The following is a 13,686-nucleotide window of genomic DNA, read 5'->3' as shown; positions in this document are numbered from 1 at the left end:
TAACAAAAGACATAAAAAAAGACGCTCGAAAGCGTCTTTTTTTACGATTTAACTGACGAATTACAGACCGTTAAACTCATCGCTAAATGCTTGACTTAATGCTTGGTCAACATCACTAAAGTCATTTACAAGTTCGTGTTCAGCAGCTTCTGCTTCTTGACGACGACGCTCTAAGTGATATGCAAGACCTGTACCCGCTGGAATCAAACGACCCACGACTACATTCTCTTTCAAGCCACGTAACTCATCTTCTTTACCTGTTACAGCAGCTTCAGTCAACACACGTGTGGTTTCCTGGAACGATGCAGCAGAGATGAATGAGTCAGTCGAAAGCGATGCTTTGGTAATACCCATCAATTGACGTTCATACTTCGCAGGGAACTTATTCTGAGCCAATACTGCTTGGTTTTCGGCAACCATGCGGATGTAATCCACTTGTTCGCCTTTAATAAAGCTGGTATCACCACCATCAGTAATTTCAACTTTACGCAACATTTGACGCACAATCACTTCGATGTGTTTATCGTTGATTTTTACACCTTGTAGACGATAAACGTCCTGAACTTCGTTCACGATGTAATTGGTCAACGCCACTTCACCTTTCAGACGTAAAATGTCATGCGGGTTTTGTGGACCATCAGAAACAGTTTCACCACGGTTCACATGTTCGCCTTCATACACGTTCATGGTACGCCATTTCGGAATCAACTCTTCATAAATTTCAGAGCCATCGTCTGGCGTAATCACTAAGCGATTTTTACCTTTGGTCTCTTTACCAAAGCTCACAACACCTGAAATTTCAGCAAGAATTGCATGCTCTTTCGGTTTACGTGCTTCGAACAAGTCAGCTACACGCGGCAGACCACCGGTAATATCACGAGTACGTGAAGTTTCCTGAGGTACACGACCAATAACGTCACCAACACCAATGGTTTCGCCATCACGGACAGAAAGAATCGTATTTTGTGGTAAGAAGTAGAACTGCTCACCGCCTTCAACTGTATCGAGTACAACTGCAGGACGCAAATCTTTACCTGACGCAGGACGAGAAGTCACTGGTAAGATTTCAATCGTGCTCATTCCTGTTGCATCATCAGTTTTTGAGGTTACAGTTACACCATCAGCGATTTGGCTGAAACGTACTTTACCTGCAACTTCAGTTACCAGTGGATGCGTATGCGGATCCCAAGTAGCAACGATGCCGCCTGCAGCGACAGCTTCACCATCTTTTAAGATAATAGAAGCACCATATGGGATTTTGTAACGTTCACGTTCACGACCTAGGTCATCAGCAATACCAATTTCACCTGAACGAGACGTAGACACCAAGTGACCCTTGATATGCTCTACAGTTTTCACATTGTGGAAACGTACTGTACCTTTATTACGTACTTGGATACTGTTGGCAGCAGATGTTCGGCTTGCAGCACCACCCACGTGGAATGTACGCATGGTTAACTGGGTACCCGGTTCACCAATAGATTGTGCAGCCATTACACCAACCGACTCACCAGGGTTCACCTGATGACCACGTGCAAGATCACGACCATAACATTTCGCACATACACCGAAGGTCGATTCACAAGATACGACTGAACGTACTTTAACTTCATCGACGCCTGCTTCTTCAATAAAGGCAGCAAGTTTTTCATCAATTAAAGTATTACGTGGTAGAAGAACTTCTTCTGAACCAACGCGCGTCACATCTTCTGCAACAACACGACCTAATACTCGTGCACCTAAGTTTTCGATGACATCGCCACCTTGAATGAACGGTGTCATTACAAGACCACTTAAAGTACCGCAATCAGGTTCAGTAATCACCAAATCTTGTGCTACATCGACTAAACGACGTGTCAAGTAACCTGAGTTTGCAGTTTTAAGTGCGGTATCGGCCAAACCTTTACGTGCACCATGTGTTGAAATGAAGTACTGAAGTACTGTCAAACCTTCACGGAAGTTTGCTTTAATTGGGGTTTCAATGATCGAACCATCTGGTTTCGCCATTAGACCACGCATACCTGCAAGCTGACGAATCTGCGCTGCCGAACCACGGGCACCAGAGTCGGACATCATGTAGATACTATTAAATGATTTCTGCTTCTCATCTTCACCCTGTTTGTTTTTAACAGTCGTGAAAGACAAGTTGTCCATCATCGCTTTTGCAACTTGGTCATTGGTACGTGCCCAAATATCGACCACTTTGTTATAACGCTCACCAGCAGTAACAAAACCTTGTTCAAACTGTTGTTCAATTTCACGAACTTCAGTTTCAGCTTTATCAATAATCGCTTGCTTATTCGGTGGAATAAGCATGTCTTCCATACCGACTGATACGCCTGAACGCGTCGCTTGACGGAAGCCCAAGTACATCAATTGATCCGCAAAGATTACAGTATCTTTCAGACCCAATTTACGGTAGCAAGAGTTAATCAACTTCGAGATGTTCTTTTTATTCATCTCAAGATTAATTTGCTGGAAGTCCATCCCTTTAGGCACAACTTCCCAAAGTAAACAACGACCAGGAGTCGTATCAACAATAATGGTTTGATCTTCACGATTACCATCTTCATCAATCACAGTCTGATGTACACGTGCTTTAACGCGAGCATGTAAATCCACTTGACCGGTAGCAAGTGCACGGTTTACTTCATCAGTATCAGCAAATACCATGCCCTCACCTTTGGCATTGATTGCATCACGTGTGATGTAATACAAGCCCAAGACCACGTCTTGAGAAGGTACGATGATTGGCTCACCGTTGGCTGGAGACAAGATATTGTTGGTCGACATCATTAACGCACGCGCTTCTAATTGCGCTTCTAACGTTAATGGTACGTGTACCGCCATTTGGTCACCATCGAAGTCGGCGTTGAACGCAGCACATACGAGTGGGTGAAGACGGATCGCTTTACCTTCAATCAAGGTCGGTTCAAATGCTTGAAGACCCAAACGGTGAAGCGTTGGCGCACGGTTCAACATCACTGGATGTTGACGAATCACGTGAGCTAAAACGTCCCAAACTTCTGGAGTCTCGCGCTCAACCATTTTCTTCGCAGCTTTAATGGTGGTGGCTTGACCCGAAGCTTGTAGTTTCGCAAAAATAAATGGTTTGAATAACTCAAGTGCCATTTTCTTTGGAAGACCACATTGATGCAAACGTAAAGTCGGACCTACGGTAATCACTGAACGACCTGAATAGTCGACACGTTTACCCAATAAGTTTTGACGGAAACGACCTTGCTTACCTTTGATCATATCAGCCAAAGATTTAAGCGGACGTTTGTTCGAACCCGTAATTGCACGACCACGACGACCGTTATCTAACAATGCATCCACAGACTCTTGCAGCATACGTTTTTCGTTACGTACGATAATGTCTGGCGCTGAAAGATCAAGAAGACGTTTTAAACGGTTGTTACGGTTAATCACACGACGATAAAGATCGTTCAAATCAGAAGTCGCGAAACGACCACCTTCAAGCGGAACCAACGGACGAAGATCAGGTGGTAGTACTGGAAGTACAGTCAACACCATCCATTCTGGTTTGTTGTTCGACTCTTTGAATGCTTCCATCAATTTCAAACGCTTAGACGCTTTTTTAAGCTTCGTTTCAGACGTTGTTTGTGGAATTTCTTCACGAAGACGCGAAATTTCGTTTTCAAGATCGATGTCTTTCAACAAATCTTGAATCGCTTCTGCACCCATTTTCGCGCTGAATTCATCACCATGTTCTTCTAACGCAGTGAAATATTCTTCATCATTTAGAAGTTGGTATTTCTCCATTGGAGTCATACCCGGATCAGTCACAACGTATGATTCGAAATACAATACGCGTTCGATATCACGTAACGTCATGTCTAAAAGAAGACCGATACGGGATGGTAATGATTTCAAGAACCAAATGTGTGCCACTGGAGATGCAAGATCAATATGACCCATGCGCTCACGACGAACTTTTGCAGTGGTGACTTCAACGCCACATTTTTCACAAATGACGCCTTTGTATTTCATACGCTTGTATTTACCACACAAGCATTCGTAATCTTTGACTGGTCCAAAAATTTTGGCACAGAATAAACCGTCACGTTCTGGTTTAAAAGTACGGTAGTTAATGGTTTCTGGCTTTTTAACTTCACCATGAGACCATGATTTGATCATTTCTGGTGACGCAAGACCAATACGGATACGATCAAATTCAACTGGTGCATGACCATCTGAATCCGTCTTTTTGCGCATGATATCGAGCAAATCTTTCAATTTTTTTCTCCGTGTGCCAAGAAGAATCTCACTTCCCGACTGGGTCACAAATATTGTTTTTTAACTGAATTTTAATTCCTCTTTTTCTCCCTTTTTCTAAGGGAGAAAAGTCCCTCTTTTACAAAGAGGGATTTAGAGAGACTTAATGGAAATGATTAATCACCATTTTTCAGTTCAATGTTGATACCTAAAGAACGGATCTCTTTAGTCAATACGTTGAATGATTCAGGCATGCCTGGATCCATATAATGGTTACCATCTACAATGTTCTTATAGATGCGAGTACGGCCTTCAACATCATCCGACTTCACCGTCAGCATTTCTTGCAAAGTATATGCTGCGCCATAAGCTTCAAGTGCCCAGACTTCCATCTCACCGAAACGCTGACCACCGAATTGTGCTTTACCACCAAGCGGCTGCTGTGTCACAAGCGAGTACGAACCAGTCGAACGTGCATGCATCTTGTCATCAACCAAGTGGTTTAGTTTCAACATGTACATGTAACCTACAGTTACTGGACGGTCAAAACGCTCACCTGTACGACCATCATACAATACTGTTTGACCAGTACGTGAAATACCACCAAGCTCGAGTAAGTCTTTAATTTGCGATTCTTCGGCACCATCAAATACAGGCGTTGCCAAAGGTACACCTACACGAAGGTTTTTAGACAGTGCCAAGATTTCTTGATCGGTTAAACTATCAAGATCTTCTTGCTCGCCACCGACTTTGTTGTAAATCTTATCTAGGAATTCACGAAGCTCTAGAACCGTACGCTGTTCTTGCATCATCTTGTCGATTTTGTCGCCAAGACCTTTTGCAGCCATACCCAAGTGAGTTTCTAGAATCTGCCCCACGTTCATACGCGAAGGTACACCCAGTGGGTTCAACACGATATCAACAGGTACACCGTTTGCATCATGCGGCATGTCTTCTACTGGTAAAATGTTAGAAACGACACCCTTATTACCATGACGACCCGCCATTTTGTCACCAGGTTGAATGCGACGTTTAACAGCCAAGTAAACTTTAACCACTTTTAAAACACCAGTGGTTAATTCATCACCCGTAGAAAGTTTGCGTTTTTTCTCAGCAAATTTTTCATCAATCTCAATGCTCTTTTCTTTCAAGAACACTTGAATTTGAGTTAAACGTTCAGCAATCGCTTCATCCACAGGTTGAATTTCAAGTAAATCAACAAGTTCTAAGCCAGATAACACGTCTTCAGCCAGTTTATCACCACGTTTAGTGGTACCACCGCCATTCGACTGTTGTCCTTTTAACAAACGAACAATACGTTCACGTGCTGCTTCTTCAAAGATTTTGTATTCTTCTTTCAAATCTTTACGGTAAGCATCAAGTTGTGCTTTTTCAATTGCTTGAGCACGTTCGTCTTTATCGATACCGTCACGTGTAAACACTTGAACGTCAATCACTGTACCTTTGGTACCTGATGGAACACGTAAAGATGAGTCTTTCACGTCAGCCGCTTTTTCACCAAAGATTGCACGAAGCAATTTTTCTTCTGGTGTCAATTGCGTTTCACCTTTCGGTGTTACTTTACCAACAAGAATGTCACCCGCAGTCACTTCAGCACCGATGTAAACAATACCTGATTCATCGAGTTTAGACAGTGCTGCTTCGCCCACGTTCGGGATATCCGCAGTAATTTCTTCAGCACCCAATTTAGTATCACGTGCAACACATGATAATTCTTGGATGTGAATCGACGTTAAACGGTCTTCTTGAAGAACACGTTCAGAAAGTAAGATTGAGTCTTCGTAGTTATAACCATTCCACGTCATAAATGCGACGCGCATGTTCTGACCGAGTGCAAGCTCACCGCCATCTGTTGATGGACCATCGGCCAACACATCACCGCGACCCACTTTATCACCCATGTTCACAAGAACTTTTTGGTTGATACAGGTATTTTGGTTTGAACGGGTATATTTGATCAGGTTATAAATATCTACGCCTGCCTCACCCGCGATCATTTCGTCTTCATTAACACGAATAACCACACGAGATGCATCAACATACTCAATACGACCACCACGATCAGCAATTACACACACACCCGAATCATGCGCTACGTTTGCTTCCATCCCTGTACCAACAAGCGGCTTGTCAGCAATCAAGGTCGGCACAGCCTGACGTTGCATGTTTGAACCCATCAATGCACGGTTGGCATCGTCGTGTTCAAGGAATGGAATCAGTGATGCTGCAACTGAAACGACCTGCTGAGCAGATACGTCCATATGCGTCACTTTTTCGGGTGGCATACGTACGAAATCACCTTGATGACGTACAGATACAACTTCTTCTGTTAAGTTACCATCTTTATCCATTGCAGAATCGGCCTGTGCAATGACAGTGCCTACTTCTTCAATCGCAGATAAGTATTCGATATCCATGGTCACTTGACCATCAATAACTTTACGGTAAGGTGTTTCTAAGAAACCGAAATTATTACATTTTGCATAAACTGAAAGTGAGTTGATCAAACCAATGTTTGGTCCCTCAGGCGTTTCAATTGGACAAACACGACCGTAATGCGTTTGATGTACGTCACGTACTTCAAAACCTGCACGTTCACGTGTTAAACCACCAGGCCCAAGCGCTGATACACGACGTTTATGTGTGATTTCAGACAATGGATTATTTTGGTCCATGAACTGAGACAATTGGCTTGAACCAAAGAATTCTTTGATTGCCGCTGCAACAGGCTTCGCATTGATTAAATCTTGCGGAGACAAGTTATCTGTTTCAGCTTGGCTTAAACGCTCTTTCACTGCGCGTTCAACACGAACCAAACCAACACGGAATTGATTCTCTGTCATTTCACCAACAGAACGAACACGACGGTTACCCAAGTGATCGATATCGTCGACTTCGCCTTTACCGTTACGGATTTCAACCAGTGTTTTAAGCACATCAGTAATGTCTGAATTTGAAAGAATCCCTTCAACTTCACGCGACTTCTGATCTGTACCGACTTCGTAAGGACGACCCAAACGACGGTTAAACTTCATACGACCGACTGGAGACAAGTCATAACGTTCAGAAGAGAAGAACAAGTTGTTAAACAAGTTTTCTGCAGCTTCTTTGGTTGGTGGCTCGCCTGGGCGCATGACTTTATAGATTTCTACCAGTGCTTCTTCACGACCTGAAGTGGTATCCGCACGTAAAGAATCCGCAACGAAAGAACCACGATCGATGTCATTAGTGAATAGGATGTTAAATTGTTTAACACCACCCTCAGCCAACTTCACCATCACTTCATGACTAAGAACGGTATTTGCAGCAATCACATCACCATCATGTAACTTGATGTCTTGTGCAGTAATACGTTCATACAAGTACTCATCAGGAACAGCAAGCTTGGTTAAGCCAGATGCTTCCATTTGACGAACATGACGTGCATTAATACGTTTACCTTGTTCAACAATCACTTTGCCGTCAGCATCAAGAATGTCGAATTGAGCCATTTCACCACGCAGGCGTTCAGGCACAAGGTCAATTTGATAACTACCCATGTCTAAGTAAACAGGTACTTTTTCATAGAACATGTCAAGGACTTGTTCATTGCTATAACCTAATGCACGAAGTACCACAGTCGCGAGTAATTTACGACGACGGTCAATACGAACAAAGACTAAATCTTTCGCATCAAATTCAAAATCTAACCATGAACCACGGTAAGGAATAATACGTGCAGAATAAAGAACTTTACCGCTTGAATGCGTTTTACCTTTATCGTGGTCAAAGAACACACCTGGTGAACGATGTAATTGAGAAACAATTACACGCTCAGTACCATTGATCACAAAGGTACCATTTTGGGTCATGAGTGGCATTTCACCCATGTACACTTCTTGCTCACGCACGTCTTTGATTGATTTTGTTTCGCGATCTTTAATGATCAAACGAATTTTTACGCGCATTGGTGCTGCATAAGTCGAACCACGTAAAATACATTCACGCACATCAAACTCAGGCTTACCAAGGCTATACTCAACAAATTCTAAAGCAGCATTGCCAGAATAACTTTCAATAGGAAAAACTGAACGAAATGCGGCTTGGAGACCGATATCTTCGCGGTTTTTTGGAGTTTTGCCGTCTTGTAAAAATGTTCTATACGAGTCAACTTGAATCGACAACAAGTACGGAGCATGCATGACGCTAGGCAATTTACCAAAATTCTTACGGATCCGTTTCTTTTCGGTATATGAGTATGCCATCTGGAGTCCTCGGAAAGTAAACTAAGCCCGCCTGCAGAACGGGACCTAGAAGGAATTACACAGGCCGATATGGCCACCACTGTTTACAAATGCTGCAATTTTTAGTGGTATGAAAACGCTTAGCAATATTTTCAAATATGAAAAAATATTGGTAAGCGTTTGATGTTTTTGATTTATTATAGTAATTGACGCTTTTTACATCAATCAAACAAAAATCGAGCCGATAATTGTAACGCAAAAAGGCTGATGACCCAAGAGCCATCAGCCAAATTTCGGGATCAATTTTCAAATCGATCCCTGGCTAAATTACTTAACAGTAACTGTAGCACCAGTAGTTTCAAGTTTTTTCTTAAGTTCTTCAGCTTCTTCTTTAGAAATACCTTCTTTAAGAACTTGTGGAGCACCTTCAACTAGGTCTTTTGCTTCTTTAAGACCAAGACCAGTTACTTCACGAACTGCTTTAATTACAGCTACTTTGTTTGCGCCAAAAGAAGTCAATTCAACATTGAATTCAGTTTGCTCTTCAGCAGCAGCAGCAGCAGGACCAGCAGCTACAGCTACAGCAGCAGCAGATACGTTGAATTTCTCTTCAAAAGCAGAAATAAGTTCAACAAGTTCAAGAACAGTTTTTTCTGAAACTGCGTTTAGGATTTCTTCGTTTGTTAAAGCCATGAGAATAACTCCAAATGGGTATTGAATGGTGTGAAAGGGTGTTTAAGCTTAAGCAGCTTCTGACTCGTTTTTCTCTTGAAGCGCTGTAAGTAAGCGACCCAATTTCGAAATAGGAGCTTGAAGAACAGAGGCAAGCAAAGTAAGTGCTTTCTCTTGGTTCGGAAGATTTGCGATAACACTAACTTCTTCACCTTGATAAAGTTTGCCGTCAAATGCAGCAGCCTTTAATTCAAATGCTTTGTTAGTTTTAGCAAATTCTTCGAACAAGCGAGCAGCTGCGCCCATGTCGTCTTCAGAAGTTGAGAATGCTAAGATTGTTGGACCAACGAGGTTGTCATTCAAGATATTAAATTGCGTATCTTGAAGAGCGCGTTTAGCCAAAGTATTACGTACAACACGTGTAGCAACACCTAGCTTACGAGCTTCAACACGAAGAGCAGTTAATTGCCCAACAGTTAAACCTTGATAGTCAGCAACAACGGCAGCGAACGCTGTAGAAGCAATTTCAGCCACTTCAGCAACGATCTGTTTTTTGCTTTCGATAAGAAGAGCCATTGTAAAACCTCCTAACGGTGATTTATGCACTCAAACAAGTGCACTCCCAATTCGCAAATCAAAAAAGACTTGCACGCGGAGGAGGAATAAATCACACCACCGCGTCTACTCGGACTGATTTTTTAAGAAGTGAGTTTCGAAAAACTCCCCTCGCCCGAGGTCTTTGACGCTGATAAATTTACATCTATCAATTCAAAGTTTGCCTAAGCTTGCAAAATACGACAGAGCGTTTCTTGCGTAAAAATCAAAGCAGCGCTTTGATTTTTACTCAGGGCTTTAAAATTCTGTTCTAAGTAATAACTTAGTTAGAAACGCTAGATACATCAATAGTAAGACCAGGACCCATAGTTGAGCTCAAAGTGATCTTTTTGATGTAAATACCTTTTGAAGTTGCTGGCTTCAATCTTTTTAAATCAGCAACTAATGTTTCAAGGTTTTGACGAATAGCAGCAGCTTCAAAGCCAACTTGACCAATCGCAGCGTGGATAATACCGCCTTTGTCTACACGGTAACGTGCTTGACCAGCTTTTGCATTTTTAACTGCAGTTGCTACGTCAGGAGTAACCGTACCCACTTTAGGGTTTGGCATTAAGCCACGTGGACCAAGAATCGTACCCAACTTACCTACAACGCGCATTGCATCTGGAGCAGCAATCACTACGTCGAAGTCTAAGTTGCCAGCTTGAATGCTTTCAGCAAGATCATCAAAACCAACAATGTCCGCGCCTTCAGCTTTAGCAGCTTCAGCAGCAGCGCCTTGAGCAAACACAGCTACACGTACAGTTTTACCAGTACCAGCAGGAAGCGTAGTCGCGCCACGAACAACTTGATCAGATTTACGCGGATCAACACCTAGATTTACTGAAACATCCAAAGATTCTTTGAATTTAACAGCAGGAAGGCTAGATAAAACTTGTACCGCTTCTTCCAAAGTATAAACTTTGTTTGCTTCAATAGCAGAAGCGATGGCTTTTTGACGTTTCGTTAATTTAGCCATGTCTTATAACTCCACTTCCAAGCCCATAGAACGCGCAGAACCAGCAATGGTACGTACACGTGCGTCTAAATCAGCACCAGTTAAATCTGGTTCTTTAGTAGTCGCAATTTCTTCTAACTGAGCACGAGTCAACTTACCAACTTTAGTTTTGTTTGGTACAGCTGAACCCTTCGTAATACCAGCAGCTTTCTTAAGAAGAATAGCAGCAGGTGGAGTTTTCATGATAAATGTGAACGATTTATCGTTATACACAGTAATCACAACTGGAATTGGAAGACCTACTTCAACTTTTTGTGTAGCAGCATTGAATTCTTTACAGAATGCCATGATGTTTACACCACGTTGACCTAATGCAGGACCAATCGGTGGAGATGGATTTGCTTTACCAGCTGGAACTTGCAGCTTGATATAGCCGTCAATCTTCTTAGCCATTTCAATTACCTCTGGGTACAAACGCCGTTAGGCTCCCCAATGCTATATTTGTAACGATACCATTACAACAACAATGCCCGATTTATAAAATCGGGCGTTTTACAACCAACTCAAATTAGTTCGCTTTTTCGACTTGGCGAAATTCGAGTTCAACCTGCGTTGGTCGGTTAAATACATTAATCGTCAACGTTAAACGTGACTTTTCGTACTGAACTTCCTCTACCACACCTTTAAAGTCGGTAAACGGACCATCAGTCACCAATAATTCTTCACCTGGTTCAAACATCGTCTTAGGACGAGGCGCTTCACCAGTGTTACGTACACGCGCAAGAATCGCATCTGCTTCTTTTTGCGTAATTGGTGCGGGCTTTTCAGCCGTACCACCAATAAACCCAAGCACTTTTGGACATTCTTTTACAATATGCCAAGTATCATCATTCATTTCCATTTCGACCAATACATAGCCTGGAAAGAATTTACGCTCTGATTTACGCTTTTTACCATCCTTCATTTCTACCACTTCTTCGGTAGGAACCAGGACTTCACCAAAGCTATCGGCTACAGCGCTACGCTGGATTCGATCATTAAGTGAACGCATCACTTGCTTTTCATAACCTGAATAGGCATGAAGGATGTACCAACGTTTCATAGCTCTCTTACCCGATAATAAACTTCATTAACCAGCCTAAAATGTAATCGAAACACCATAAAACAATGGACGCGATTACTACCACAGCAAGAACATGCCAAGATGTGGTCACGGTTTCCTGCTTGGTTGGCCAAGTCACACGACGTAACTCTATTCGTGCATCTTTCAATAAACGAACAAAGCCTTTGCCTTGATGGGTGGCGTATAATAAACCCAAAGCCACGATGATACAAGCCAAAATTACACCGATACGCACACCGACATTATTTGCAGGTGCCCAATATGCTGGCAAATACTGACCCACCATAGCTGCACCGACCAATAAAATCAATGCGATAACCCATAGAACTATATCTATAGGAGAACCAGCATGAACAACTTCGGCAGAATTATTTCTTTGTGGAATTGGCGCTTCGCTTAATGCGTCACGCGATTTATCATTCGACATTTTTGTACTCGTCGTAGGCTTCGCGACTTATTATATGACAATTTAACCAGCATCAAGTTTTTTTTTAAAAATTTGGCAGGCCAGAAGAGATTTAACCCGAACATTCGGCTTTGAAAACCAATTTCGTACCAGTGAACAACTGACCTAGGCGGGTTGGATACTAAAGTACCCAACCCTGCTTTCAACTTATTTTATTATGCAGTTACTTTCGCAACAACACCAGCACCCACTGTACGACCACCTTCACGGATCGCAAAACGTAGACCTGGGTCCATTGCGATTGGGTGGATTAATTCTACTGACATTTCTACGTTGTCACCTGGCATTACCATTTCCACGCCTTCTTGTAATTGGATTGCGCCAGTTACGTCAGTGGTACGGAAATAGAATTGTGGACGGTAACCATTCAAGAATGGTGTATGACGACCACCCTCTTCTTTAGAAAGTACGTATACTTCAGCATCGAATTTAGTATGCGGTTTGATTGCACCTGGTTTAGTCAATACTTGACCACGTTGAACGTCTTCACGCTTAGTACCACGTAGAAGAACACCACAGTTCTCGCCAGCACGACCTTCGTCAAGCAATTTACGGAACATTTCAACGCCAGTTACAGTCGTTTTAACTGTATCTTTAATACCAACGATTTCTACTTCTTCGCCGACTTTAACGATACCCGCTTCAACACGACCTGTTACAACCGTACCACGACCAGAGATAGAGAATACATCTTCGATTGGCATTAAGAATGCTTTATCGATTGCACGTTCTGGTTCTGGAATGTAAGTATCAAGCGCTTCAACAAGAGCAAGTACTGCAGGTACACCGTACTGACCTTCTTCACCGTTAAGTGCAGCAAGTGCTGAACCACGGATAATTGGCGTGTCATCACCAGGGAAGTTATAAGTAGAAAGAAGTTCACGAACTTCCATCTCTACCAATTCAAGTAATTCTTCATCATCAACAAGATCACACTTGTTTAAGAATACAAGAATGAACGGTACACCTACCTGACGAGATAAAAGGATGTGTTCACGAGTCTGTGGCATAGGACCATCAGTCGCAGCACATACAAGGATCGCGCCGTCCATTTGAGCAGCACCTGTGATCATGTTTTTAACATAATCGGCGTGACCTGGGCAGTCTACGTGCGCGTAGTGACGAGCAGGAGAATCGTATTCTACGTGCGAAGTATTAATGGTAATACCACGTGCTTTTTCTTCTGGTGCAGAGTCAATTGCTGCGTAATCTTTCGCTTCACCGCCGAAAGTTTTAGCACATACAGTTGCAATTGCAGCTGTTAAAGTTGTTTTACCATGGTCAACGTGACCAATTGTACCCACGTTTACGTGTGGCTTATTACGTTCAAACTTAGCCTTAGCCATGATGATCTTCCTCGTTTACGTCGAACACGGTTTTAAACAACTCA

9 protein-coding genes are annotated in these 13,686 nt (G+C 42.6%); all 9 read right to left on the bottom strand.

Annotated features, from left to right (window positions below):
* Positions 1–60: 60 nt before the first annotated feature.
* Complete coding sequence (gene rpoC / locus H0S58_RS01095) at positions 61–4,260, bottom strand: DNA-directed RNA polymerase subunit beta' (protein WP_053579374.1); 4,200 nt, start codon at positions 4,258–4,260, stop codon at positions 61–63.
* Between the two features lie 155 nt (positions 4,261–4,415).
* Positions 4,416–8,504 carry a DNA-directed RNA polymerase subunit beta gene (gene rpoB / locus H0S58_RS01090; RefSeq protein WP_092718845.1) on the bottom strand — a complete coding sequence of 1,363 codons (4,089 nt, stop codon included), beginning with the start codon at positions 8,502–8,504 and terminating at the stop codon, positions 4,416–4,418.
* A 306-nt stretch (positions 8,505–8,810) separates the two neighbouring features.
* A complete protein-coding gene (gene rplL, locus H0S58_RS01085; RefSeq protein ID WP_053579372.1) occupies positions 8,811–9,176 on the bottom strand; it encodes a 50S ribosomal protein L7/L12 in 366 nt (121 codons plus the stop codon).
* Positions 9,177–9,224: 48 nt separating this feature from the next.
* Complete coding sequence (rplJ, locus tag H0S58_RS01080; protein ID WP_053579371.1) at positions 9,225–9,731, bottom strand: 50S ribosomal protein L10; 507 nt, start codon at positions 9,729–9,731, stop codon at positions 9,225–9,227.
* A 301-nt stretch (positions 9,732–10,032) separates the two neighbouring features.
* Complete coding sequence (gene rplA, locus H0S58_RS01075) at positions 10,033–10,728, bottom strand: 50S ribosomal protein L1 (RefSeq protein ID WP_053579370.1); 696 nt, start codon at positions 10,726–10,728, stop codon at positions 10,033–10,035.
* Positions 10,729–10,731: 3 nt separating this feature from the next.
* Positions 10,732–11,160 (bottom strand): 50S ribosomal protein L11, encoded by a 429-nt coding sequence (gene rplK / locus H0S58_RS01070; protein WP_053579369.1) that lies wholly within the window; start codon positions 11,158–11,160, stop codon positions 10,732–10,734.
* A gap of 115 nt (positions 11,161–11,275) precedes the next feature.
* On the bottom strand, positions 11,276–11,809 hold the full coding sequence (gene nusG, locus H0S58_RS01065) for a transcription termination/antitermination protein NusG (protein WP_053579368.1): 534 nt from the start codon (positions 11,807–11,809) through the stop codon (positions 11,276–11,278).
* A 7-nt stretch (positions 11,810–11,816) separates the two neighbouring features.
* On the bottom strand, positions 11,817–12,257 hold the full coding sequence (gene secE, locus H0S58_RS01060) for a preprotein translocase subunit SecE (RefSeq protein ID WP_053579367.1): 441 nt from the start codon (positions 12,255–12,257) through the stop codon (positions 11,817–11,819).
* Between the two features lie 194 nt (positions 12,258–12,451).
* Positions 12,452–13,642, bottom strand: coding sequence for an elongation factor Tu (gene tuf, locus H0S58_RS01055; protein WP_053579366.1), 1,191 nt, complete (start codon positions 13,640–13,642; stop codon positions 12,452–12,454).
* Positions 13,643–13,686: the final 44 nt, after the last annotated feature.

Origin of the sequence: Acinetobacter sp. TTH0-4 (assembly GCF_015602665.1) — a bacterium.
Classification (GTDB): Bacteria; Pseudomonadota; Gammaproteobacteria; order Pseudomonadales; family Moraxellaceae; genus Acinetobacter; species Acinetobacter albensis.
This window is presented reverse-complemented; position numbering and strand designations above follow the sequence as displayed.

Coding starts and splice junctions, on each gene's coding strand:
- nusG (WP_053579368.1), bottom strand. CDS start 11,809: ATGAAACGTTGGTACATCCTTCATGCCTATTCAGGTTATGAAAAGCAA.
- rplL (WP_053579372.1), bottom strand. CDS start 9,176: ATGGCTTTAACAAACGAAGAAATCCTAAACGCAGTTTCAGAAAAAACT.
- rpoB (WP_092718845.1), bottom strand. CDS start 8,504: ATGGCATACTCATATACCGAAAAGAAACGGATCCGTAAGAATTTTGGT.
- rplK (WP_053579369.1), bottom strand. CDS start 11,160: ATGGCTAAGAAGATTGACGGCTATATCAAGCTGCAAGTTCCAGCTGGT.
- rplJ (WP_053579371.1), bottom strand. CDS start 9,731: ATGGCTCTTCTTATCGAAAGCAAAAAACAGATCGTTGCTGAAGTGGCT.
- tuf (WP_053579366.1), bottom strand. CDS start 13,642: ATGGCTAAGGCTAAGTTTGAACGTAATAAGCCACACGTAAACGTGGGT.
- secE (WP_053579367.1), bottom strand. CDS start 12,257: ATGTCGAATGATAAATCGCGTGACGCATTAAGCGAAGCGCCAATTCCA.
- rplA (WP_053579370.1), bottom strand. CDS start 10,728: ATGGCTAAATTAACGAAACGTCAAAAAGCCATCGCTTCTGCTATTGAA.